Origin of the sequence: Kribbella sp. NPDC003505, from assembly GCF_040610875.1 — a bacterium.
Lineage (GTDB): Bacteria > Actinomycetota > Actinomycetes > Propionibacteriales > Kribbellaceae > Kribbella.
Map to the genome: position 1 here is coordinate 208,493 of NZ_JBEXNA010000001.1, position 22,527 is coordinate 231,019.

Annotated in this window: 23 protein-coding genes; 10 read left to right on the forward strand and 13 right to left on the reverse strand. The window is 70.4% G+C overall.

Features of this window, described 5'->3' with window-relative positions:
- Positions 1–6 precede the first annotated feature (6 nt).
- Positions 7–618 (reverse strand): GTP cyclohydrolase I FolE, encoded by a 612-nt coding sequence (gene folE / locus ABZX12_RS00940; RefSeq protein ID WP_355688625.1) that lies wholly within the window; start codon positions 616–618, stop codon positions 7–9.
- Between the two features lie 81 nt (positions 619–699).
- On the opposite strand from folE, the gene ABZX12_RS00945 reads away from it, so the two are divergent.
- The gene (locus ABZX12_RS00945) at positions 700–1,401 is read left to right on the forward strand and encodes a helix-turn-helix domain-containing protein (RefSeq protein WP_355689711.1); all 702 of its coding nucleotides are present in this window, start codon (positions 700–702) and stop codon (positions 1,399–1,401) included.
- A gap of 64 nt (positions 1,402–1,465) precedes the next feature.
- Complete coding sequence (gene ybaK / locus ABZX12_RS00950) at positions 1,466–1,951, forward strand: Cys-tRNA(Pro) deacylase (RefSeq protein ID WP_355688627.1); 486 nt, start codon at positions 1,466–1,468, stop codon at positions 1,949–1,951.
- On the opposite strand, the gene ABZX12_RS00955 is transcribed toward ybaK, so the two are convergent.
- Genes ABZX12_RS00955 through ABZX12_RS00965 form a run of 3 tightly spaced genes read right to left on the reverse strand, consistent with a single transcriptional unit; the run spans position 1,938 to position 6,519 of the window.
- Positions 1,938–3,251, reverse strand: coding sequence for a glycoside hydrolase family 32 protein (locus ABZX12_RS00955; RefSeq protein ID WP_355688629.1), 1,314 nt, complete (start codon positions 3,249–3,251; stop codon positions 1,938–1,940). The two genes, ybaK and ABZX12_RS00955, sit on opposite strands and share 14 nt — an antisense overlap.
- A gap of 49 nt (positions 3,252–3,300) precedes the next feature.
- Complete coding sequence (locus ABZX12_RS00960) at positions 3,301–5,385, reverse strand: phosphocholine-specific phospholipase C (RefSeq protein WP_355688631.1); 2,085 nt, start codon at positions 5,383–5,385, stop codon at positions 3,301–3,303.
- Between the two features lie 54 nt (positions 5,386–5,439).
- A complete protein-coding gene (locus ABZX12_RS00965) occupies positions 5,440–6,519 on the reverse strand; it encodes a 3-deoxy-7-phosphoheptulonate synthase (RefSeq protein ID WP_355688633.1) in 1,080 nt (359 codons plus the stop codon).
- Between the two features lie 320 nt (positions 6,520–6,839).
- On the opposite strand from ABZX12_RS00965, the gene ABZX12_RS00970 reads away from it, so the two are divergent.
- The 3 genes from ABZX12_RS00970 to ABZX12_RS00980 all read left to right on the forward strand — a co-directional run bounded on the left by ABZX12_RS00970 (position 6,840) and on the right by ABZX12_RS00980 (position 8,209).
- Positions 6,840–7,130 (forward strand): hypothetical protein, encoded by a 291-nt coding sequence (locus tag ABZX12_RS00970; protein ID WP_355688634.1) that lies wholly within the window; start codon positions 6,840–6,842, stop codon positions 7,128–7,130.
- A 3-nt stretch (positions 7,131–7,133) separates the two neighbouring features.
- Positions 7,134–7,688 carry a histidine phosphatase family protein gene (locus tag ABZX12_RS00975; RefSeq protein ID WP_355688636.1) on the forward strand — a complete coding sequence of 185 codons (555 nt, stop codon included), beginning with the start codon at positions 7,134–7,136 and terminating at the stop codon, positions 7,686–7,688.
- A 227-nt stretch (positions 7,689–7,915) separates the two neighbouring features.
- A complete protein-coding gene (locus ABZX12_RS00980) occupies positions 7,916–8,209 on the forward strand; it encodes a WhiB family transcriptional regulator (protein ID WP_131350551.1) in 294 nt (97 codons plus the stop codon).
- Between the two features lie 12 nt (positions 8,210–8,221).
- On the opposite strand, the gene ABZX12_RS00985 is transcribed toward ABZX12_RS00980, so the two are convergent.
- From ABZX12_RS00985 to ABZX12_RS01010, 6 genes are read right to left on the reverse strand one after another with little or no spacing between them, the layout of a single operon-like run.
- Entirely contained in the window at positions 8,222–8,620 is a 399-nt protein-coding gene (locus ABZX12_RS00985) for a PLD nuclease N-terminal domain-containing protein (RefSeq protein ID WP_355688638.1), read from the reverse strand.
- Between the two features lie 36 nt (positions 8,621–8,656).
- The gene (locus tag ABZX12_RS00990) at positions 8,657–9,547 is read right to left on the reverse strand and encodes an ABC transporter permease (RefSeq protein WP_355688639.1); all 891 of its coding nucleotides are present in this window, start codon (positions 9,545–9,547) and stop codon (positions 8,657–8,659) included.
- Complete coding sequence (locus tag ABZX12_RS00995) at positions 9,534–10,307, reverse strand: ABC transporter ATP-binding protein (protein WP_355688641.1); 774 nt, start codon at positions 10,305–10,307, stop codon at positions 9,534–9,536. Before ABZX12_RS00995 ends, ABZX12_RS00990 begins: the two co-directional genes overlap by 14 nt.
- A 13-nt stretch (positions 10,308–10,320) precedes the next feature.
- Entirely contained in the window at positions 10,321–11,382 is a 1,062-nt protein-coding gene (locus tag ABZX12_RS01000) for an ABC transporter substrate-binding protein (RefSeq protein ID WP_355688642.1), read from the reverse strand.
- A gap of 33 nt (positions 11,383–11,415) precedes the next feature.
- The gene (locus ABZX12_RS01005) at positions 11,416–12,324 is read right to left on the reverse strand and encodes a sulfite exporter TauE/SafE family protein (protein ID WP_355688643.1); all 909 of its coding nucleotides are present in this window, start codon (positions 12,322–12,324) and stop codon (positions 11,416–11,418) included.
- Positions 12,325–12,365: 41 nt separating this feature from the next.
- Positions 12,366–12,464, reverse strand: a complete 99-nt coding sequence (locus tag ABZX12_RS01010; RefSeq protein WP_355688645.1) for a putative leader peptide — start codon at positions 12,462–12,464, stop codon at positions 12,366–12,368.
- Positions 12,465–12,619: 155 nt separating this feature from the next.
- Here ABZX12_RS01010 and ABZX12_RS01015 point away from each other — a divergent pair, with 155 nt between their 5' ends.
- The gene (locus tag ABZX12_RS01015) at positions 12,620–15,208 is read left to right on the forward strand and encodes a family 78 glycoside hydrolase catalytic domain (protein ID WP_355688647.1); all 2,589 of its coding nucleotides are present in this window, start codon (positions 12,620–12,622) and stop codon (positions 15,206–15,208) included.
- Here ABZX12_RS01015 and trmB read toward each other — a convergent pair.
- Together trmB and ABZX12_RS01025 are read right to left on the reverse strand one after the other, a co-directional pair.
- A complete protein-coding gene (gene trmB, locus ABZX12_RS01020) occupies positions 15,189–15,905 on the reverse strand; it encodes a tRNA (guanosine(46)-N7)-methyltransferase TrmB (protein ID WP_355688649.1) in 717 nt (238 codons plus the stop codon). The genes ABZX12_RS01015 and trmB overlap by 20 nt on opposite strands.
- Positions 15,906–15,934: 29 nt before the next feature.
- The gene (locus tag ABZX12_RS01025) at positions 15,935–18,934 is read right to left on the reverse strand and encodes a bifunctional [glutamine synthetase] adenylyltransferase/[glutamine synthetase]-adenylyl-L-tyrosine phosphorylase (RefSeq protein ID WP_355688650.1); all 3,000 of its coding nucleotides are present in this window, start codon (positions 18,932–18,934) and stop codon (positions 15,935–15,937) included.
- A gap of 165 nt (positions 18,935–19,099) precedes the next feature.
- Between ABZX12_RS01025 and ABZX12_RS01030 the strand changes: the two genes are divergently transcribed.
- The 4 genes from ABZX12_RS01030 (at position 19,100) to ABZX12_RS01045 (ending at position 21,075) form a co-directional block, all read left to right on the forward strand.
- Positions 19,100–19,618, forward strand: coding sequence for a hypothetical protein (locus tag ABZX12_RS01030; protein WP_355688651.1), 519 nt, complete (start codon positions 19,100–19,102; stop codon positions 19,616–19,618).
- Positions 19,619–19,673: 55 nt separating this feature from the next.
- Positions 19,674–20,171 (forward strand): SigE family RNA polymerase sigma factor, encoded by a 498-nt coding sequence (locus ABZX12_RS01035; RefSeq protein WP_355688653.1) that lies wholly within the window; start codon positions 19,674–19,676, stop codon positions 20,169–20,171.
- Positions 20,168–20,713, forward strand: coding sequence for a hypothetical protein (locus tag ABZX12_RS01040; protein WP_355688655.1), 546 nt, complete (start codon positions 20,168–20,170; stop codon positions 20,711–20,713). Before ABZX12_RS01035 ends, ABZX12_RS01040 begins: the two co-directional genes overlap by 4 nt.
- A gap of 74 nt (positions 20,714–20,787) precedes the next feature.
- Complete coding sequence (locus tag ABZX12_RS01045) at positions 20,788–21,075, forward strand: YiaA/YiaB family inner membrane protein (protein WP_355688656.1); 288 nt, start codon at positions 20,788–20,790, stop codon at positions 21,073–21,075.
- Positions 21,076–21,098: 23 nt separating this feature from the next.
- Here ABZX12_RS01045 and glnA read toward each other — a convergent pair whose 3' ends face one another.
- A complete protein-coding gene (gene glnA, locus ABZX12_RS01050; protein ID WP_355688658.1) occupies positions 21,099–22,439 on the reverse strand; it encodes a type I glutamate--ammonia ligase in 1,341 nt (446 codons plus the stop codon).
- Positions 22,440–22,527: the final 88 nt, after the last annotated feature.

A 22,527-nucleotide genomic window follows, 5' to 3' on the forward strand; every position in this document is an offset into this window, starting at 1 on the left:
GCCGCCCTACGGGGTGAGGCCGGTCAGGGCGAAGAACTCCTGACGCGAACTCGGGTTCTCCCGGAGGATCCCGTGCAGTGACGACGTGACAGTGCGCGAGCCGGCCGCCCGGACGCCGCGCAGCGACATGCACTGGTGCTCGGCCTCGATCACGACACCGACGCCCTTCGGCGACAGGTGGTCCTGCAGCCAGTCCGCAACCTGCTTGGTGAGCCGCTCCTGCACCTGGAAGTCGCGCGCGAACAGCTCCACCACCCGGGCCAGCTTGGACAGCCCGAGGATCCGGTCGCCGGGCAGGTACCCGACGTGGGCGACGCCCTGGAACGGCAGCAGGTGGTGCTCGCACAGCGACTGCACCGGGATGTCCTTGGCCAGGACGAGCTCGTCGTACCCCTCGTCGTTCGGGAACGTGGTCAGCTCGAACTCCCGCGGCGTCAGCATCTCCGCATACGCGTTCGCGACCCGGCGCGGGGTGTCCGCGAGGTGCGCGCTGTGCGGGTCCCGCCCGAGCGCGGTCAGCAGGTCCGCGACGGCACGCTGCGCGGCGGGAAGGTCGATCTCCTCCCGGCGCGCGACGATATGGAGGGGGACGGACTCGAGGTCGGCCGAGATCGCCATCTGCACACTCCCTGAGGTATCAGCGAACTGACATCATACTGTTACGCCAACCAGAGTTGTCGATAGAATCATCCCGTGGACATGTCGTGGGACGCCTCGGTGCAGGCGGTCGCCGTCCTCGAGGAGCCGACGCGCCGCCGGCTCTACGAGTACGTCGTCGGCCGGCCGGAGCCGGTGAGCCGGGACGACGCCGCCGGCGCGCTCGGCATCCCGCGGACCACGGCCGCGTTCCACCTCGACCGGCTCACCGAGGAAGGCCTGCTCGACACCTGCTACGAACGCCGCACCGGCCGCACCGGCCCGGGGGCCGGCCGCCCGGCGAAGCTGTACCACCGCTCGGACCGCGAGATCGAGATCAGCCTCCCCGAACGCCAGTACGCCGTGGCCGGCCAGCTCCTCGCCGCCGCCATCCAGGACGCCGAGTCCACCGGCGTCACACCCCGCGAAGCGGTCAACCGCCGCGCCCACGAGTACGGCGAGACGCTCGGCCGCGCCGTCCGCGACCGCGGCGGCTTACTGCAGGTGCTCGAGGCGTACGGTTTCGAGCCCCGGCCCGACGCGGACGGGATCGCACTGGCGAACTGCCCGTTCCGCCGGCTGGCGAAGGACCACCCGCAACTCGTCTGCGGTATGAACCTGCACCTCGTCGCCGGGTTGCTGACCACTCTGGATGCCCCGCTCCAGGCGGAGCTCACCCCGCGAGCCGGCCACTGCTGCGTCCGGATCACCGGACGTCCGCCACTCACCAACGCCGCCGACGACACGGTTTCGAGCGACGGCTGAGCGTGCCGCGCCCGCGCTGCGGCCGGTTGATGAGTGGTCGGCGTCCGCGAACTAAGCTCACCCCGTGGTGAAGAAGCAGAGCCAAGGAACGCCGGCGACGGTGGCGCTGACGAAGGCGAAGGTCGAGTTCACGACGCACGCGTACGAGCACGACCCGGCCGCGAAGTCGTACGGGCTGGAGGCCGCCGAGGCACTCGGGCTGGCGCCGGAGCAGGTGTTCAAGACGCTGCTCGTCGAGGTGGACGGGAAGCTCACCGTCGGCGTCGTCCCGGTCGCCAAGCAGCTCGATCTGAAGGCGATCGCGGCCGCGGCGGGCGGCAAGAAGGCGGTGATGGCCGACCCGGCCGCCGCCGAGCGCACCACCGGCTACGTCGTCGGCGGGATCAGCCCGATCGGCCAGAAGCGCGCCCTGCCCACGGTCGTCGACAGCACCGCCACCGACCACCCGACGGTCTACGTGTCGGGTGGCCGGCGCGGCCTCGACATCGGCCTGTCCCCCGCCGACCTGATCACCGTGACCAAGGCGCGGACGGCGGCTATCGCCAGATAGAGCCGAGCCGGCAGATGGTGAGCGCCTCGACGACCGCCTGCCCCTCGGCGATCAGCTCCAGCCCCCCGGGGCGAGCGTTGTAGCTCTGATAGGCCGCTCCGTTGTTCCCGAAGACGTCCAGCTGGTCACGGTCTACCAGCAGGTGCAGCCTGATTCTCCCGTCGACCGGCCGCAGCGTCGCTCCGTCGAGCGTCTGCTGCTCGCCGTCGTACACGATGTCCCGACCGGTCCTGACGGTCAACCTGCGTGCGTCCCGGACGTCGATCGTTGCCTCGAGCTCGTAGGTGTCCGTCGCCGGAAGCCGGCGTGTGCCGTCCTCGACAGTGAGGTTCTCCCAGGTCTGCGCCTCGCCGCGGAGGAGCTCGAGCTCAGGGATCGGCGTGCTGAAGACACGGAGACCGTCGTCGGTGCGCCGGAGCGTGAGGTCGACCGGGAACGACGCGTTGCCGGTCCAGATCGAGCCCTTGTTCTCGCCCTGCCAGGCCATCGAGACGATCCGGTCGTCCGGCAGATTCTCGAACGTCAGCCCGGCGTAGTACCCGCCGCCGGCGTGGGTCTCGGTCTGGTTGATCTTCTGCGGAGCCGTCCAGTCGGTGTGGAACGCCGTACCGTCCCAGTCCCCGACCAGGTAGTTGCCGCCGCCGTCGTGCAGGACCCAGCGGTGCCCCCCGTCGACCGGCATCCGGATCATGTTCGGGCACTCGAACAGCCACGCGGCCGGGTACCGGGAGCCGAACGTCCAGTCGAGCAGGTTCGCCGAGGTGTAGAAGTCGGCGCCGTTGCCGCCTTCGTCCGACCACACGACCATGCCCCAGTGTCCGGACACCGGATCCCGGAACACCTTCGGGTCGCGGCTGGTGCCGCCCGGTGTCACGACTTTCTTGCCGTCGGCGTACGCCGTGAACGTGGCGCCGCCGTCCAGGCTGTAGAACACCGTGACCCCGTTCGTTCCGGAGTAGACGACGATCGGGTCGTCGTCGCCGGCCTTCAGGCCGCTGGCGTTGCCGGTGTCGACCACGCCGCCGCCGGACCACAGGTCGCCGGGGTGGATCTTCGGGTCGAGCGCGATCGGCTGCTGCGTCCAGTGCACGAGGTCGGTGCTCGTCGCATGCCCCCAGTGCATCGTGTCCCACACCAGGCTGGACGGATTGTGCTGGTAGTAGAGGTGGTACACCCCGCGGTAGTACAGCGGCGCGTTCACGTCGTTCATCCAGCCGGCGCGGGTGCTGAAGTGGAACTGCCCGCGGCCGGGTTCCTGGTAGTCGGTGTCGGGGTACGGAAAGTACGGAAAGTCCTCCACAGGTCATCAGGTTGCCTGCAGAGGACTTCCGTCGCCACTTCGGGGTGTGTCAGCCGGTGATGCTGGGGCGGCCCGTTTCGATGTGCCCGGACAACCGGCGCCGGTAGGCCGGGTCGTCCGGGGTCGTGACCTCGACGTCGTACCAGCCGCTGTCGGTCGGCCAGAACAACGGCCGGGACTGCTTGCCTCTGAGCTCGATCGTCGTGGTCTTGCTGGTGTAGCCGCGCGCCTTCAGCTTGACGGTCAACGGCTTCCTCGAGCCGTTCACCAGCAGGAACTGGAGAGCGCCGGCGCGGTTCTCGATCCGTACGTCGAGGCCTGCCGCCGCGCCGCCGGACGCCCCGGCGACCTCGGCCCAGAAGCGGTTCGGGCCCTGGACGGCGAGTTCGAACGGGCCGTTCACGGGGATCGTGACCACGGCCGGCGTCTCGCCGTGACGGACATCCAGGTGGCAGGGAGCCGGGAGCTCACCGCCATACGGATAGATCGCGAAGTGCGCCGACTGCGAGCCGTTGTTGCTCAAAGCTAGCATCAATTTGCCATCGGCAACGGAGCCCGAGACCGACGGCCCATAAGGCAGTGCGCGAGCCGGTCGGCGGCCGGGTTCCTGCACCGGGAGGGCCTGGTCAACGGGCGGCGTCGGGTGCCAGCGATTGATCGGCGCCGGGACCGGACCGGGCCGGTCGACCGACGGCTGCCGATACGTCCGGTCGAAGTCGAAGGCCGACGTCAGGTCACCGCAGACCGTCCGCCGCCAGGAGCTGATGTTCGGCTCCCGGACACCGGTCCACAGTTCCAGGAACCGCAGGACCGAGGTGTGGTCGAAGACCTGCGAGTTCACGTGACCGCCGACCGTCCACGGCGACACCACGGTCATCGGGACCCGCGGCCCGAGCCCGATCGGCTTCCCGGCGTACCAGTCGTCGCCGGCCCCGGACGCCGGCTGCGGCGCGACCGGCGGCGGGACGTGGTCGAAGTACCCGTCGTTCTCGTCGAAGTTGATCAGCAGCACGGTCTTCGACCAGGTCTCCGGGTCCGACGCGATCGCGTCGAGCACGTCGTAGATCAGGTTCGCGCTGCCGACCGGCGTGGACGATCCGGGGTGTTCGGAGTCGACCGCCGACGGCACCAGCCAGCTCACCTTCGGCAACGTCCCGGCCTTGATGTCGGCGCGCAGCCGCGGCACCAGCGACTCCGGCTCGGAGCGGTACATCGCCTTGCGGAACAGCTTCTGGTCCGCGGCCGGGAGCTTCCCGACGGCAGCGTCGAGCTGCTGCAGCGCGACGACCCGGTCGGCCTCGCTCTTCGCGAACAGCTTGTCGTAGAACTCCTCGGTCGTCCGGTAGCCGCCCGGCACGTTCGCGAGGATCCGATGTCCGATGTCCTTGAAGGTCTTGAAGTACTCGACCGCGTTGTCGGTGAAGTTGTCCCACTCCTGGTAGATCTGCCAGGACACACCGGCCGCTTCCAGCCGTTCCGGGTACGCCGTCCAGTCGTAGCCCTGGTGGTCGTACGAGTACGCCGCGTTCGTCACCGCGCGCTGCGTCGTCCCGGGCTCGTAACCGGTCGTGCCGGACCACAGGTAGTTGCGGTTCGGGTTGGTCGAGCCGTTGACCGAGCAGTGGTACGCGTCGCAGATCGTGAACGTCTCGGCGAGCTCGTACTGCAACGGGATGTCGCGGCGGTCGTAGTGGGTCATCGTGGCCGCCGTCTTGGCCTGCACCCAGTCGTCGTTCCAGCCGCCCGCCCAGGCCTGCGTGGCGTCGCTGTAGCCGTGGGCCAGCGCACCGAGGTACTGGATGTCGTCCGGGTTGCGGCCCGCGTCGGCGGCCGCCTTCCGCAGCGAGAACGGCAGCACCTCGCCACCGCCCGTCTTCGGCTGGTGGAAGACGCTCTTGCCGTTGCGCAGCCGCAGCGGCTGCTGGTCGCCGTACCCGCGGACACCGCGCAGCGTGCCGTAGTAGTGGTCGAACGAGCGGTTCTCCTGCATCAGCACGATCACGTGTTCGATCGCGCGCAGACCACCACGCCTCACAGGTTGCGCCATCGCGGTGTGCAGCGACGGTGGGAGCAGCGAAGCCGCTGCCCCACCCGCCACCGAACCGAGCACCAGGCGCCGGGAGATCTCAGTCATGGTCCCGGACCCTAGGGGCGCGCTGTAGCCGCTGTGCGGCTTGCAGATGAACAGCTAGCCCCGCCGGGCCACCGCCGCGTCGCGGAGTTGCTGGAGCACCTCTTCGGTTGTCGTCCAACTCATGCATGCGTCGGTGATCGACTGGCCGTAGGTCAGCTGCCGGGTCGGGTCGAGGTCCTGGCGGCCCTCCTGCAGGAACGACTCCAGCATCACGCCGACGATCGCCCGCTCGCCGGCCGCGACCTGCGCGCCGATCTCCGCGGCCACGACCGGCTGCCTTCGATGGTCCTTGCGGCTGTTGCCGTGGCTAGCGTCGATCACGACCCGCTCGGGGAGGCCGGCCTTGCGGAGCAGCTCGACGGCGCCGGCCACGGACTCCGTGTCGTAGTTCGGGCCGCTGTCCGAGCCGCGCAGGACCAGGTGGCAGTCCTGGTTGCCGCGGGTGTGCAGGATGGCCGGCGCGCCGTCGTGGTCGATCCCGGTGAACACGTGCGGGACGGCGGCCGCCTTGATCGCGTCGACCGCGGTGGCGATCGAGCCGTCCGGGCGGTTCTTCATCCCGATCGGCATCGACAGGCCGGACGACAACTGCCGGTGCACCTGGCTCTCCACGGTCCGGGCGCCGATCGCGCCCCAGCCGACGGTGTCCGCGATGTACTGCGGGGTGATCGGGTCGAGGAACTCGCAGCCGACCGGGAGGCCCAGCTCGCTGACCTGGACGAGCAGCCGCCGGGCGATCCGCAGGCCGCGGTTCACGTCACCGGAGCCGTCCAGGCCTGGGTCGTTGATCAGGCCCTTCCAGCCGAGGGTCGAGCGCGGCTTCTCGAAGTACACCCGCATCACGACGAGCAGGCCGTCGGACAGCCGTTCCGCGACCGGGCGGAGGCGCTCGGCGTACTCGAGGGCCGCGTCGGCGTCGTGGACCGAGCACGGGCCGACGACGACCAGCAGCCGGTCGTCGACGCCGTTCAGCACGTCGGCCACCGCCTGCCGGCCGTCGGCGACCGTACGGGCCACCTCGTCGCTGAGCGGGAACTCGTCGTGCAGGGCGAGCGGCGTGACCAGCGGGACGGTCTTCTCGATCCGTCGGTCGACGACGCGCGCCTGTTCGCTCGGTTTGGGGAGGGTGTTCATGCTGGGGACCTTTCCGCCGGTCCGCATGCGATGTCGCAGTCAGCCGGCTGGGAACGAGAAAAGGCAAGGACGGATGTCCTTGCCTTCGTGCCGGCTCTGGTGTCTGCGATGGGCGTCAGCGATCGGCTGAGTCGCCCGGCACCGGGGCCGGCCACTCAAAAAATCGCCAATAGCTGCGCTTCACACCACCGACAATAGCAGTAACCATTCTTGGGGTGGCTTCGTTGACTGCTGCAAGACCGGGTCGAGACATCGGGGAGTGCAGCAAGGTGGTGAGGCCGCGAACCTTCGAGTTGGTTCGGTACCGAGATCCCAGTGGCGTGTCCGGGACCGGCGTGGTGGCGGAAGGGTGTGAGTTCACCGACGGCTCCGTGGCCCTGCGCTGGCGCGGCGACAACCCGGCGACGGCCGTCTGGCCCTCCGTCGAGTCCATCCTGGCCGTGCACGGCCACCAGGGCGCGACGGAGATCCGCTGGATCGACTCCCCCAGGGCACCTGGCAACCTCTTCGAGGAGCTGCACCAGGTGCGGCCCGCGTCCGCAGTCACCGATCCGCTCCAGCCGCCGCCCGGCCACCCGCGTGGATGGGCAGGGGCCAGACACCTCAGGTAGGCCATGTCCGTCACACAGATCTATCTGGTCCGGCACGGTGAGCCGGACTACGAGCCGATCGACTCCCAGACCTGGCCGGGCGTCACGGCCGACTCCGCCCCGCTCACCGCCCTCGGGATGAAACAGGCCGAGGAGCTCGCGGACCTGCTCGGCGGCATCCGCGCGACCTACCTGGTCAGCTCACCGTTCACCCGCGCCCTGCACAGCGCCGCGATCATCGGCCATCGGCTGGCCCTCGGCGTCAAGGTCGACCACGACCTGCGCGACTGGCTGCCGGACGACACCGGTCGCCGCCGGGGCGCCGCCGACGTCCGCGCCGCCCGCGCCGAGTTCGAGGCGTACGACGGCGAGTGGCCGGACGGCGTCCAGCGCCCCTGGGAGCCGCTGTCCCGGGTCCGCGAGCGCGCTCACGCCGCACTCGCCCGGCACGCCGCGAGCACCGACGGACCGGTTCTGGCGATCACCCACGCCACCGTGATCCGCGCCCTGACCGGCGAGCGAGACACCGCCCACGGCGCCCACGAGCACTACCGATTCGACCCCGCGATCGGTGCCTGAGGCATCTGCACGTGCAGACGAACTTGCACCGTTGAAGTGACTCATGTCACATCGGATGCGGACGTGAACACGCCTCCCGCCTGAAAACCGCCGATCGCGGCACCCGGGCGCCTGCGGCGATAACGAATGGCTCGAACTTCGAGACAACAAGGGTTGAACTACGTAAGAGATGAGCATAGTTTTCACCGAGCGCCCGTCCGCGCTCACGGTGAGTCAAGGAGGTTGCCATGTCGAGAGGGATGCCTCGCCTGCCCCGCCCGCTCATGGATCTGTGGGACTGGCAGTCGCAAGCCGCATGCCGGGACGTCAACCCGGAGCTCTTCTTCTCGCCCGAATCGGAGCGTGGCGTTCGCAAACGCGCCCGCGAGATGGTGGCCAAGTCGCTGTGCGGAACCTGCCCGGTCCAGCCCGAATGCCGGCAGCACGCCCTGTCCGTCGGTGAGCCCTACGGCGTGTGGGGCGGCACCACGGAGTCCGAGCGCGACAACACCCTCCTGCCCGAGCACCGCAAGTCCGCGTAGGAGCCGCCGGTCCTACCGTTCAGGATTTCCGTCGTCGGTCTCGGAGGACGACTCGTCGGAGCCCTTGGAGTCCTTGGGTTTCGGCGTCTCCTCCGGATCCGGCGGCTTCACCGTCGTGCGCGGGTCCCGGTAGCGGTCCAGTGACTTGAGGAAGTCCGGATCGTCGTCGGGCGCCACCGGCCGCGCGGTGGGCCGCGGCGGCTGTCGCCGGACGACGTTGTCCTGGCGGTTGGCGTGCGCGCGCGACATCAGCAGCCAGACGATCGGCCCCGCGAACGGGACGAACACGATCAGGACGATCCACAGCAGCTTCGGCAGGTGCGGCACGTCCTCGTCGGGTGTCTGGATGCACGAGAACAGCGCATACACGGTGAGCACCAGGCTGAGCAGGAACGGCAGAAATCGGACCACGCTCCAACAGTACGGCGCGCAGTGTGTCAGCGGCGATCAGCGGGCGGACGCGGTGAGTCCCCGCGCCCGCAGCACGCTGTTCTCCAGCGGCCGGAACACCAGCAACTCGATGCCGACGCCGACCACGAAGATCAGCACGATGCCGGCGAACACCATCGAGATGTCGGACAGCGACATGCCGTTGTGCAGGTACTGCCCGAGGCCCTCGCCGAGCTCCGGCGAAGTCGCGATCAGCTCCGCGGCCATCAGCGACCGCCACGAGAACGCCCAGCCCTGCTTGAGCCCGCCGAGGAACCCGGGCAGCGCGGCCGGCAGCAGGATGTACCGGATCCCGCCGAGCCTCCCGGCGCCGAGCGCCTGGCCGACCCGCGGCAGGATCGGCGGCACCTGGTCGAGACCGGACACCAGACCGTTCGCGATCGACGGCACCGCGCCGAGCAGCACGACCCAGTAGATCGCCCGGTCGTTCAGCCCGAACCACAAGATCGCGGCCGGCACCCACGCCACCGACGGCAGGCTCTGCAGCCCCGACACCAGCGGCCCGATCCCGCGCCGGACCACGCGCAGGTTCGCGATCGCGAGGCCCAGCGGTACGGCGATCAGCAGCGAGATCGCGAACCCGATGACGGCACGGTGCACCGACACCCAGAACAGCTCGGCGATCTCGCCGCTCGTCACGAGCTGCCAGATCTGGCCCCACACGTCGACCGGCGCGGGCAGCTTGAACTCGGGCCAGAACGCGGACGCCCACAACGCCTGCCAGACAGCCACCAGGACGACGACCGCGCCGACCGGCGGCAGCACCCGGGCCGCGATCCGGCGCAGCCGGGAGCCGTCCGGCGCGACGACCGGCGTGTCCAGGGCGTCGAGCCCGGCCTCGACCGAGGCCGCCGTCGAACCGTCGTCGCGGACGTCAAGCTGCGGCATGGCTGCTGATCACTTTGCGCAGTGCGGTGTTGATCTCGTCGACCGCGTCAGGCGACTCGTCGACGGTCCACTGCTGCACCACGCGCCCGGGCCGCGACGACAGCAGCACGACGCGCTGCCCGAGCCGCACGGCCTCGCGGACGTCGTGCGTGACGAACAGGATCGCCGTACCGGTGGCGCGCCAGATCCGCAGCAGCTCGCCCTGGAGAACGTCGCGGGTGATCGCGTCCAGCGCCGAGAACGGCTCGTCCATCAACAGCAACGAGGGCTTACCCGCATCGGTGCTGTCGGTGGTCGACGCGAGCGCGCGAGCCAGCGCGACTCGTTGCCGCATGCCACCGGACAGCTCGTGCGGCCGCTTGTCGCCGAGACCGGCGAGCCGGACCAGCTCGAGCAGCTCGGCGGCTCTGGCCCGCCGTTGCGCCTTCGGTACGCCGGCCATCCGCAGCGGGAGCTCGACGTTGCCGGCCGCGGTCAGCCACGGCATCAGCGCGGCCTCCTGGAAAACCACGGCCGGGCGCGACGAGTTCAGTTCGATCCGTCCGGCGGTCGGGCGGTCGAGGCCGGCGACCAGATTGAGCAGGGTCGTCTTGCCGCACCCGGACGCGCCGAGCAGGCAGACGAATTCCCCGGCCCGCACCTCGAGATCGACGCCGTCCAGCGCGACCACCGACTTCCGGCCGCTGCCGAACGCCTTGCCTACGTGGTGGAACCGCACCGGGCTGAGCTGATCCGGCGGCGCGTCGACAATTGCGGTCACGCCTGTCCTCCTTCTACTTCGCGTCCAGGCCCGCGGCGTCGACCGCCGGCTTGCCTGCCTTCGCGAGCACCTCGTTGAGCGGCCCCAGGTCCGCGAAGCCGGCCACGGCCGGCGCCTCCTTCGCGATGCCCGCGGTGACCTGGTCCTTGGCCAGCTGCGGGAAGGTGCCGGCGATCGGGTCCGCGGTGATCGTGATGTGCTCGAACGCCCGGTCGATGACGGCCGGCTTCAGCGCCTTGCCGGTCGCCTCCTTGAGCTGTTCGTTCACCACGGTCTTCGCCTGCGCGGCGTTCGACGTACTGAAGTCGATGGCCGCGACCAGCCCGGACAGCAAGGCCTTCACGGTCTCCGGGTGCTCCTGCAGGAACTGGGTCCGGACGATCAGCACGGTCGTCGGGAACTTGCCGTCCGGCCACAGCGACGCCTCGTCGAGCAGGACCTTCGCGCCGGCGTCCAGAACCAGCCGTGACGACCAGGGCTCGGGCAGCCAGGCGGCGTCCACGTCACCCTTCTTGAAGGCGTCCAGGGTCTGCGCGTTCTCCAGGTTGGTGACCTTGACCTTGCCGGTCAGCTTCTGCTCGGCGAGCCACTTCTTCAGCGACACGTCCTGGGTGTTGCCGAGCTGCGGCGTGACGACGGTCTTGCCGGCCAGGTCGGCCGGCTTGGTGATGAACGGCTTGACCACGAGCTGCGCACCGCCGGACGTCGCGCCGGCGATCAGGCGGACCGCCTCGCCGTTCGACTTCGCGTAGGCGTTGATCGCCGGCCCGGAGCCGATGAAGGACGCGTCCAGCGAGCCGCCGAGCAGCGCGCCGACGGCCTCCGGCCCGGCGTTGAACTTGGTTGGCACCAGCTTCGTGCTGCCGAGTTCCTTGCTGAACAGGCCGTTGCCGAGACCGACCAGCGCGGCGGCGTGGGTGACGTTCGGGAAGTAGCCGAGCCGCAGTTCGGCGGCAGGGCCTTTGTCGTTCGCGGCCGGGGCCGTCTCGTTGCCGTCGGCACGCGAACAGCCTGCGGCGGCGACGGTCAGGGCGAGAGCGCCCGCGAGCAGGCGGAACGGACGGAAGATGCTCACAGGGGGAACCTCTGTCTTGGCGGAGGAGAAAGCTCAGGAAGCGGGCTCGAGCTCGGTCTCGTCGAGGAGACGCTCGGCCTCGCGGACGGTACGGCGGGCCTGGGCGCGGACGCCGTACGCGACGATGGCGGCCCAGCCGAGCACGAGCGCCGCGTAGCCGGCGTACCGCGGGCCGGTGGCGACGTCGAGGCCGTTCAGCACGGTGCGGGCGTTGGTCAGGATCAGCACCAGGCCGACGCCGACGCCGAGCCAGCGGGTGGCCAGGCGGGAGACGAGCCACGCGGCCAGCGGCGCCGCGAGCACGCCGCCGATCAGCAGCGCGGCGACGATGCCGAACGGCAGGTTCTTCCCGCCCAGGCCGAACAGGAACCCGATGCTGGCGGCGACCGAGACCAGGAACTCGGCCGCGTTCACCGACCCGACGGCGCGCCGCGGCGCGAGTTTGCCGCTGGACAGCAGCGCGGAGTTCGCGACCGGCCCCCAGCCGCCGCCACCGGTGGCGTCGATGAAGCCCGCAACCAGACCGAGCGGCCCGAGGAACCTCCCGGCCGGACGGCCCTCGATCACGGCCCGGACCTTCCCGGTGCCGAACCGGACCAGGATGTAGACGCCGAGCAGGAGCAGCAGACCGGCCACCCACAGCGACGCGGACTCGGTCGACAGGCTGGACAGGAACGTCGCGCCGGCGAAGGCGCCGGCCGCGCCCGGGACGCCGATCAGCGCGACGACGCGCCAGTCGACGTTGCCGAACCGCCAGTGCGACAGACCGGAGGCGAGCGTGGTGCCGACCTCGGCCAGATGCACCGAGGCGGAGGCGACGGCCGGGGTGATCCCGGTGATCAGCAGGGCGGTGCTGGCGGTGACGCCGTAGGCCATGCCGAGGGTGCCGTCGACGAGCTGGGCGATCGAGCCGAGCAACGCGATCAGGATGAGACGACGCACGGAGCTACTCCTGCGGACGGGGAGGGAGACGGACGGAAGAGTTACGCCGTCGCCCGACAACCCGCGGAGTTCACGCGCAGCAGATCGACGTGCCGACGCCGCGTCAGGGCGTCTCCGGGCGCGTTCGCGATGATCTGCATGGCTCTATGAAAGCGGACAAAGTCGAGCAAGATGCTCAGGTTTCAGGATGTGGACCTGTCAATCACTTACCGAGACCAGCGATCAAAAGTGATCATCCGGCCGGATCTGGTCACACGGTTGAAAGCCGGGCGTCCCGCTGCCTACGGTCCTCAGCGTGCTGACTCCTCGATCGCTCAAGACCGAGTACGCCGATCGGCCGCTCGGGCTCGACGTGCCGCGCCCACGGTTCAGCTGGGTCGCCGTCGCCCCCGGCTACGGCGCGACCCAGACGGCGTACCAGGTGCTGGTCGCCTCCGCGCCGGAGCTGCTGACGCCGGAGCGCGCCGACGGGTGGGACTCGGGCAAGGTCGGATCGGCACGGACCTTCGGGATCGAGTACGACGGGCCGTCGGCCGCGCGGACCCGGTACCACTGGACCGTCCGGCTGTGGGACGGCGACGACCAGGCCGGTGAGTGGGCCGAGCCGTCGTGGTTCGAGACCGGTCTGCTCGGCGAGGGGTTCGGGACCGCGCAGTGGATCGGCGGCGCGACGCAGAGCGCACCGCTCCTGCGGCGGAGCTTCGCGGTCGACGGCGCCGTACGGCGGGCCCGGCTCTACGCCAGCGGCCTCGGCTACGCGGATCTGCGGCTGAACGGGCGGGCGGTCAGTGACGCGGTCCTGGATCCGGGGTTCACCGCCTACGACCGCACGGTTCTGTATGTCACGCACGACGTGACCGAGCTGCTGCGGTCCGGCGACAACCTGGTCGGCGCCGAGCTGGGCCGCGGCTTCTTCGGCATGACCTCGGTGACCGTCTGGCGCTGGCACGACACCCCGTGGACCGCCGAGCCGCGGCTGATCGCGCGGCTGGTCGTCGAGTACGACGACGGCCGCGTGGACCAGATCGTGACGGACGGGACATGGCGCATCACCGGCGGGCCGACGCTGTCCGACTCGCTCTACACCGGTGAGACGTACGACGCCCGGCGCGCACTGCCTGGCTGGGACACGGCCGGGTTCGACGACAGCTCCTGGTCTGCTGCCGCCGTCGTCGAGGCGCCCAGGGGCACACTGACCGCGCAGGCCCACGAGCCGATCCGCGTGATCGAGACCGTCGATCCGGTCGAGGTGACCGAGGTCCGGCCGGGCGTGTGGATCGCCGACTTCGGCCGGACCGTGGCGGGCTGGACCCGACTGTCGGCCACCGCGCCGGCCGGTACCACGATCACGCTCACGCACGGCGAGACGGTTGCTGACGGCAACGTAGCCGCGTGGAACGTGCACGTCGACGGCGACCGGATCCAGCGCGACGAGTACGTCGCCGCCGGCACCGGGGTCGAGACGTGGGAGCCGCGGTTCTCGTACAAGGGCTTCCGCTACGTGCAGATCGAGGGCGCGCCGGCCGAGGTGCAGATGCGGGTGGTGAACTCCGACGTGGCGTCGGCGACGCGGTTCGCCTCGACGCAGTCGGCGTACGAGGTGTTCGAGCGGGCGATGCGGCGCACGATCCTCGGCAACCTGCACGGGATTCCGACCGATACGCCGTACTTCGAGAAGAACGGCTGGACCGGCGACGCGCAGGTCGGCGCGCCGACGATGCTCGCGACGCTCGACCTGGCGCGGTTCTTCACCAAGTGGCTCGGCGACATCCGCGACAGCCAGGCGGACTCCGGGCAGCTCCCGGTCATCGTGCCGTCGAGCGGGTGGGGCTTCACCGACCTCTCCCCCGCGACCGAGTGGCCGACCGTCTACCCGTTCCTGCTACGCGAGATGTACCGCTGGTACGGCGACGAGCGGCTGCTCCGTGAGCACTGGGAGTCGCTGACGCGCTACCTCGCATGGGAGCTGGACCGGGTCGAGGACGGCTTGTCGGTCAGTGTGCTCGGCGACTGGCTCCCACCCGGCTTCGGCAGCGGCCCGGCGCCGGAGGACCGACGGCTGACCGGGACGGCGTACCTCTACCGGGCGCTCGTCGTCGCGGCGGAGATCGGCGATGTCATTGGGTACCCCAACGACTATCGGAAGGCGGCCTCCGAGCTCGCGGACGGGCTGAACCGGACGTTCCTGGACCGCGCGGCCGGTCGGTACCGGTCGGCGGAGGACCCCGACTACCGCCAGACGTCGAACGCCGTGCCGCTGGCGTTCGGGATCGTCCCGGAGGACATGGTCGCGCGGGTCGCCGAGGGTCTCGCGGCGGACGTCGAGGCGCGCGGTTTCCACCTCAACACGGGCTGCCTGGGCGTCGGCGTCCTGCTGCCGGTGCTGACCGCGCACGGGTACGCCGACATGGCGACGAAGGTCGCGCTGCAGCGGAGCTATCCGAGCTGGGGTTACTGGTTCGACCTCGGCGCGGACACCATGTGGGAGAAGTGGGAAGAGGACTCGCGGTCACGGAACCACTACTTCCAGGGCACGGTCGTGCAATGGATCTTCGAGAACGTCGCCGGGCTGCGGGTCGCCGACGCGGGCGCCGAGCGGATCGTGGTCCGGCCGGACGCGCGCGACGCGACCGACTCGGCGAGCATCCGGACCGAGACCATCCGTGGACGGGTGTCGGTGTCGTGGAAGAAGACCGGGCGGGTGCTGTCGCTGGACGTCCAGGTGCCGGTCGGCAGCACGGCCGAGATCCACGTGCCGTCGGCGCGGGCGTCGGACGTCGACGCCGTGCCGCAGTCGTTCGCGGGCACGCCGACGTACGACGCGGGCTACACGGTCTACACGGTCGGCGCCGGGCAGTGGGCGTTCACGAGCCGGTCCGCTTGACGTAGATGAGGTCGCGGACGTCGCGCCCCTCGGCCTGCGCGCGGGACTCGAACTTGGTCACCGGCCGCCACTCGGGACGCGGCGCCCAGCCGTCGGACTCACTGCCGTACTGGTTGCGCAGCGTCGGCTCGGCCTCGCACACCGCGAGCATGCCGTCCGCGTAGTCTGCCCAGTCCGTTGCCAGGTGCAACGTCCCGCCCGGCTGCAGGCGGTCCGCGATCAGAGCGACGAACGGCGCCGTGACGAGCCGGCGCTTGTGGTGCCGCTTCTTCGGCCACGGGTCGGGGAAGAAGATCCGCACGCCGGCCAGCGCGCCGGGCGCGACGTGATCACGCAAGAAGTCCAGCGCGTCGCCCTGCAGCAGGCGGACGTTGTCCAGGTCGTACTTCTCCACCCAGAGCATCAGCTGACCGAGACCGGCCGGATAGACCTCCGCGGCCAGATGGTTGACCTCCGGCATCGCGACGGCGAGCTGCGCCGTCGCCTCGCCCATCCCGGAGCCGATCTCCAGCACGGTGGGCGCTTCCCGCCCGAACCACTCGGTCAGGTCGAGGACGCCGGGCGGAAGGTCCTCCTGGGTCCGGCCCAGGTCCCGCCAGTGGGATTCCCAGACGCGCTTCTGTCCCACCGTCATCCGCACGCTGCGCCGGACGGTGCTGAAGACACCGGCTTGCCTGACCTGATCCACTGCCTCCACCAGCGGGAGTCTAGCGTTGACGCGACGACTCAGTCGTCCCAGAACAGATGTGCCACGGTGTTGTGGGCGCGGCGGGTGGTGCGCAGGTAGTCGTCGGAGAACCGGCCCGACTCCCCCGGCGGGTAGCCGCAGATCTGGGCCACGGCGGCCAGGTCCCGCGGGTCGCGGGGCAGGGAGTCGCCCGAGCGGGCGCGGACCAGCATGATCGCGTTGCGGATCCGAGTGGCCAGCTCCCAGGCCGCCTGCAGCGTGTCGGCCTCGGACGCATCGACGAGGCCTGCCTCCACACCGGCCCGGAGAGCGGCGAGCGTCCGCGTCGTCCGCAGGCCGGGTACGCGGTGCGCCTCGCGGAGCTGCAGCAGCTGGACGGTCCACTCGATGTCGGCCAGACCGCCGCGACCGAGTTTGGTGTGGGTGGCCGGATCCGCGCCGCGCGGCAGCCGCTCGGCGTCGACCCGCGCCTTGATCCGGCGGATCTCCAGCACGTCGCGCTCGCGGATGCCGTTCTCCGGGTAGCGCAACGGGTCGATCAGCTCCCGGAACGACCGGCACAGATCGGCGTCGCCGCACAACGGGTCGGCCCGCAGCAGCGCCTGCGCCTCCCAGACGGCCGACCAGCGCGCGTAGTACGAGGCGTACGACGCGAGCGTCCGGACCAGCGGCCCTTGCCGGCCCTCCGGGCGCAGGTCCGCGTCGATCGCGACCGCCGGGTCGGCGCCGGGCAGCGACAGCATCCGGCGGAGCTCGGTCGCGGCCTGGGTCGCGAAGTCCGTCGCCTTCTTCTCGTCCGCGCCGGGGAGCGGGTCGTGCACGAACATCACGTCGGCGTCGCTGCCGTACCCGAGCTCGTGCCCGCCGAAGCGGCCCATCGCGACGATCGACATCCGGGTCGGCTCCGGCTCCCCCGCACTCAATATGCGCTGTGCGACCGCCTTCCGGACGACCTCGAGCGCGGTCGTCAAGGTGCCGACCGAGACGTTCGTCAGCGCGTCGCCGACGGCCTCCACGTCGAGCAGTCCGGACAGGTCCGCGGCCGCGATCCGGAACAGTTCCCGGCGCCGGACCGCGCGGATCGCCGCGACCGCGGCCTCCGGGGCGTCCTGCCGCCGGGCGGCCGCGGACATCTCGGCGAGCAACGCCTCCTGGGTGCGCGGCGCCAGCTCGCGTTCGTCGGCGAGCATCGCGGTCGCTTCCGGCGCGCGTTGCAGCAGGTCGACGGCGTACCGGCCGCTGGCCAGCAGGTGCGCCAGCCGCTCGGCCGACGCGCCTTCGTCACGCAGCTGGCGCAGGTACCAGGGCGTGGAGCCGAGGGCGTCGGAGATGGTGCGGAAGGCCAGCAGGCCGGCGTCCGGATCGGGTGACTCGGCGAACCAGCCGAGCATCGCGGGCAGCAGCGCCTTCTGGATCGACGATCGCCGCGAGACGCCTTCGGACAGGGCTTCGATGTGCCGCAAGGCCGACGCGGGATCGGCGTACCCGAGCGCGGTCAGGCGTTGCTTGGCCGCCTCGGGTGTCAGCCGGACCTCGCCGCCGGGGATCCGCGCGACGGCGGCGAGCAGCGGGCGGTAGAACAGCTTCTCGTGCAGGCGCCGTACCTCGAGGGCGTGCTTCTTCCACGCCGCGGTCAGATCGGCGACCGGATTCTTCGTGAAGCCGAGCGAACGGCCGAGCCGCCGCAGGTCGGCCTCGTCGTCCGGCACGTGATGCGTACGGCGCAGGCGGTACAGCTGGATGCGGTGCTCCATCGACCGCAGGAACCGGTACGCGTCCGCCAGGACGGCGCCGTCCGTGCGGCCGACGTACCCGCTGCTCGTCAGGCTCTCCAGCGCGACCAGCGTCGTACCGCTGCGGACCGACTCGTCGCTGCGGCCGTGGACGAGTTGCAACAGCTGGACAGCGAACTCGACGTCGCGCAGTCCACCGGGGCCGAGCTTCAGCTGGCGATCGACATCGGCCGCCGGGATGTGGTCGATCACGCGCCGGCGCATCGCCTGGACGTCGGCGACGAAGCCTTCGCGGTCGGCGGCCGACCAGGTGAGCCGGCCGATCTGCTCCATGTACTGACGGCCCAGCTCGCGATCGCCCGCGACCGGGCGGGCCTTGAGGAGCGCCTGGAACTCCCAGGTCTTCGCCCAGCGCTGGTAGTACGCGCGGTGGCTGTCGAGGGTGCGGACGAGCGGACCGGACTTGCCTTCCGGGCGGAGCGCCGCGTCGACCGGCCAGAGCGTGCCCTCGCCGGTGTGCGCCGAGCAGATCCGCATCGCGGCCGCGGCGAGCTGGGTCGCGGTCTTCAGGGCGGGCAGCTCCGCTTCGCCCTCGTGCGGCTCGGCGACGAAGAGCACGTCGACGTCGCTGACGTAGTTCAGCTCCCGGCCGCCGCACTTGCCCATGGCAATGATCGCCAGCCGGCAGTCGGCGGCGCCGGGATGCGCGGCGAAGTACTCGTTGCGCGCGATGTGCAGGGCGGTCTCGAGCGCTCCCCCGGCGAGATCCGCGAGGACGGCGGCGACCTCGTCGACGAGCAGCCCCTCGGCGAGGTCCCGCGCGGCCAGCCGGATCAGCAGCCGGCGGTACTCGATCCGGAGCGCGTCGACCGGGTTGTCGGCGTCGACCGCCGTGGCCAGCTTGGCGGCGACGTCGTCGGCCGACGGCCGGGATCCCGCGAGCGCCGGGTCCGCGAGGTCGTACCAATGCCGCGGATGGACGCCGAGGTGCCGCCCCAGCGCCTCGCTCGCGCCGAGCACGTAGACGAGCCGCCGGCGGAAGTCCGCGTCCATCTCGAGCGTGCGGGCGAACGCGGCGAGGTCGTGCCCGTGCCGGTGCAGCGACTCGGCCATCGCACACAGACTCTGCAGCGCGAGGTCGGGATCGGCAGACTCCGAGAGCGTGGTGATCAGCTGCTCGGTGGCCAGCGGGCTGTGCGAGTCCAGCGCGTCCAGCTCCTCGAGCATGCCGGCCGCCCGCCGCGGATCCTCGAACCCCAGCCGGACCAGCCGGCCCTCCCACGACGATCTCCGACCCTCAGCCACCCCCGCAGGCTATCCAATCCCCGTCTTTGAGCACGCACCAACCGTTTCCGGCGGCTCGAAACGGTTGGTGCGTGCACAAGGTCGCGGCTGAGTTGCGGCCGGATTGCGGTGGATACACGGTGTCGTGTAGCGAACTCGCTCAGTAGTCGGGCATGATGACTGTCCATGGTCATGATGACGGGGTCACTCGCCGTGCGCGGCATGGTGGTGTGGTTGACACCCCAGCAGGGCGGACGCGTGTCCGGGCCGCCGGAACCGGACTACGACTACGACTACACGGCGACCGCGTACCTGCCGCCGCGCACCGCGGACGACGGCCAGGCAGGCGTCGCGCTGCGCCGGTTCGCGCCCGGCGCCTGGCGGACGCCCGCCGAGGGGATTCTCGTTCCTGCCAAGGGACATCGGGCCCAGCAGGTGATCCCCGGCTGCATCGTCGTCATCACCGAAGGCGTCCGTCCGGTGGGGCTGCTGACCGTGGAAGAGGTCGAGGCCCTCGCCCCCGACGGCACACCAGTTGTCCAAGCTACGAAAGCCACGCCGGCCACCCCGGTCACGCTGCTCGCGCCGCTCGACGACGCGCCGCCCCCGGCCGAGCCGCCGTACCGTCACTCCACGGCGGCCGCTCGCTGGACCTCCAAGCACGCCTCCGACGACGCCCCCGCCTCGGAAACTGCCGGCGTCTGACCCCCAACGTCGCGAGCCGGTTGTTCGTCTGAACCGGTGAGAGGACGGTGGTGTGGTGGCCGACTGGGAGCAGGCGTTCCGCGCGTTGCTGGCAACGCGCGGCGGTGCGCTGCGCAGCTACGCCTACCTGCTGACCGGCGACGCCGCGAGTGCCGGCGATCTGGTGCAGGAAGCACTCACGCGTGTCTTCGGGCGGCGCCGGGTCGGCGGGGACATCGATCAGCTCGAGGCGTACGTCCGGCGCGCCATGCTGAACCAATACGTCGACAGCCGCCGCCGGCTCGCGCGGTGGAACGCGACCCGACACCTGCTGGTCGATCCGCCCCACCACGACGACGACCGGTTCGCGGTCGCCGACGAGGTCCGCCGGGCGCTGAGCACACTGTCGCCGAAGCAGCGGGCCTGCGTCGTCCTGCGCTACTACGAGGACCTGACCGTGCCCGAGATCGCCGACGAGCTGGGCTGCGCCGAAGGCACCGTCAAACGCCACCTCTCCGACGCCCGCACCAAGCTCGCCACGCAGCTCGCCATCACGGAGGAGAGCACCCCATGACCGACCTGCGCGAACTACTCCGCACCACAGCCGCCGAGGGCGCCGAAGCGGTCGACCTCGCCGAGGACGTCGTTGCCGACCGCATCCGTCGCCGCCGGACCCGCACCAAGCGCTTGGCTGTCGGCGGTGTCGCAGTCGCCGTCGCGGCAGCGATCGCCGGTACCACCTGGCTCGTTCGGCCGGCCCACGAAACCCCATCGCCCGCGAGCGGGCCGGCCCCTCGGATCGTGAGGTCCGGTGTGGACAATCCCGCCGTGCTGGAGGCACTGCTCCGCACCACGTTGAGCGCCGACGCGAACGGCTGCGTCCAGGCCGGCCCGGACCCCACCGCGGTCACGCTCGTGTGGCCACGCGGGTACACCGTCCGTGGCACTGCGCAGTCCTTCGAAATCCTCGACCAGGCGAACAACGTCGTCGCTCGCTCCGGCGTACCCCTCGACATCGGCGGCGGTGGCGTCGACCACTTCCAGCCCACCTGGACCGGCAAAGACTGCGCAACCGCCACCCGCTTCTGGTGGGTAGGCCACATCTCCCAGCGCTAGCCGGCCGAGTAGGCCGAAGCCGTCTGAGTGTTTCTGCTCATGCCGCGACTCTCCAGATGCCAGACGATCCTGGTATGACGAAGAGCATCCAGCCCCGGCAGACTGCAGCCTTCTACGTCCAAGCGGTCGCGTCCTTCGCCGTCTCGGTTTCGGCGATGGTGATTGCCCTGGCGTATCTCCCGGCCCAACCCTGGGTACGAGCGTTCCTCGCCCTCGGTCTGTTGTACGTCGTGACGTCGACGGTCGTACTGTGCAAGGTCGTCCGGGACCGGCAGGAAATCTCCGAGGTGACGACGCGCGTCGACCAGGCGCGCCTGGACAAACTCCTCACCGAACACGACCCGTTCAAAGTCGATTCGTGACCCGCCCGGCAGTCCCCGCCGTACTACAGAACCGGCAGGAGCTTGTTGAGTTCGAAGGGGGTGACCTGGCGGCGGTAGTCCTGCCATTCGGCGCGCTTGTTGCGGAGGAAGAAGTCGAAGACGTGTTCGCCGAGGGTTTCGGCGACGAGTTCGCTGTCCTCCATCGCGCTGATGGCTTCGGCGAGGCTGCCGGGCAGCGGCTTGATGCCGAGCGCCTTGCGTTCGCGGGGCGTGAGGGACCAGATGTCCTCCTCGACCTCGGCCGGCAGCTCGTACCCCTCCTCGATCCCCTTCAGACCGGCGGCGAGCATCAACGCGAAAGCAAGGTACGGGTTCGCCGCCGAGTCCAGCGACCGGAACTCGACCCGCGACGACTGCCCCTTGTGCGGCTTGTACATCGGCACCCGCACCAGCGCGGACCGGTTGTTGTGACCCCACGAGATGAACGACGGCGCCTCGTCCCCGACCGCGAGCCGTTTGTACGAGTTGACCCACTGGTTGGTGACCGCGGTGATCTCGGCCGCGTGCTGCAGCAGCCCGGCGATGAACGCCCGCCCGGTCTTCGACAGCTGGTACTGCGCGCCGCCCTCGAAGAACGCGTTCCGGTCGCCTTCGAACAGCGACATGTGGGTGTGCATCCCGGAGCCGGGCTGGTCGGACAGCGGTTTCGGCATGAACGACGCATAGATGCCCTGCGACAGCGCCACCTCCTTCACCACGACGCGGAACGTCATGATGTTGTCGGCGGTCGACAGCGCGTCGGCGTACCGCAGGTCGATCTCCTGCTGGCCGGGGCCGCCTTCGTGGTGGCTGAACTCGACCGAGATGCCCATCGACTCGAGCATCGTGATCGCCTCGCGGCGGAAGTCGTTACCGATGCCCTGCGGGGTGTGGTCGAAGTACCCGGAGGAGTCGACCGGCTCGGGTGTCGTGCCGGGCGCGCCGACGAGCGACTTGAACAGGTAGAACTCGATCTCCGGGTGCGTGTAGAACGTGAACCCGAGATCGGCGGCCTTCGACAGCGTCCGCTTCAGCACGTGCCGCGGGTCGGCGAACGACGCGGACCCGTCCGGCATGTTGATGTCGCAGAACATCCGCGCCGTGCCCATGGTCTCGCCGCGCCAGGGCAGGATCTGGAACGTCGACGGGTCCGGCTTGGCGAGCATGTCGGCCTCGGTCACCCGGGCGAAGCCTTCGATCGCCGACCCGTCGAACCCGAGGCCCTCGGCGAATGCGCTCTCCAGCTCAGCCGGCGCCACGGCGACCGACTTGAGGAACCCGAGCACGTCGGTGAACCAGAGCCGCACGAAGCGTACGTCGCGCTCCTCCAGCGCGCGCAGCACGAACTCCTGCTGCTTGTCCATCAGTCCACCTCTCACCGGCACGTCACGGGGTCTCTCGCGGGGTCTCTCACAGTGTGCCCCGCGCTTGTTAAGCAGACGTTACGTGGCG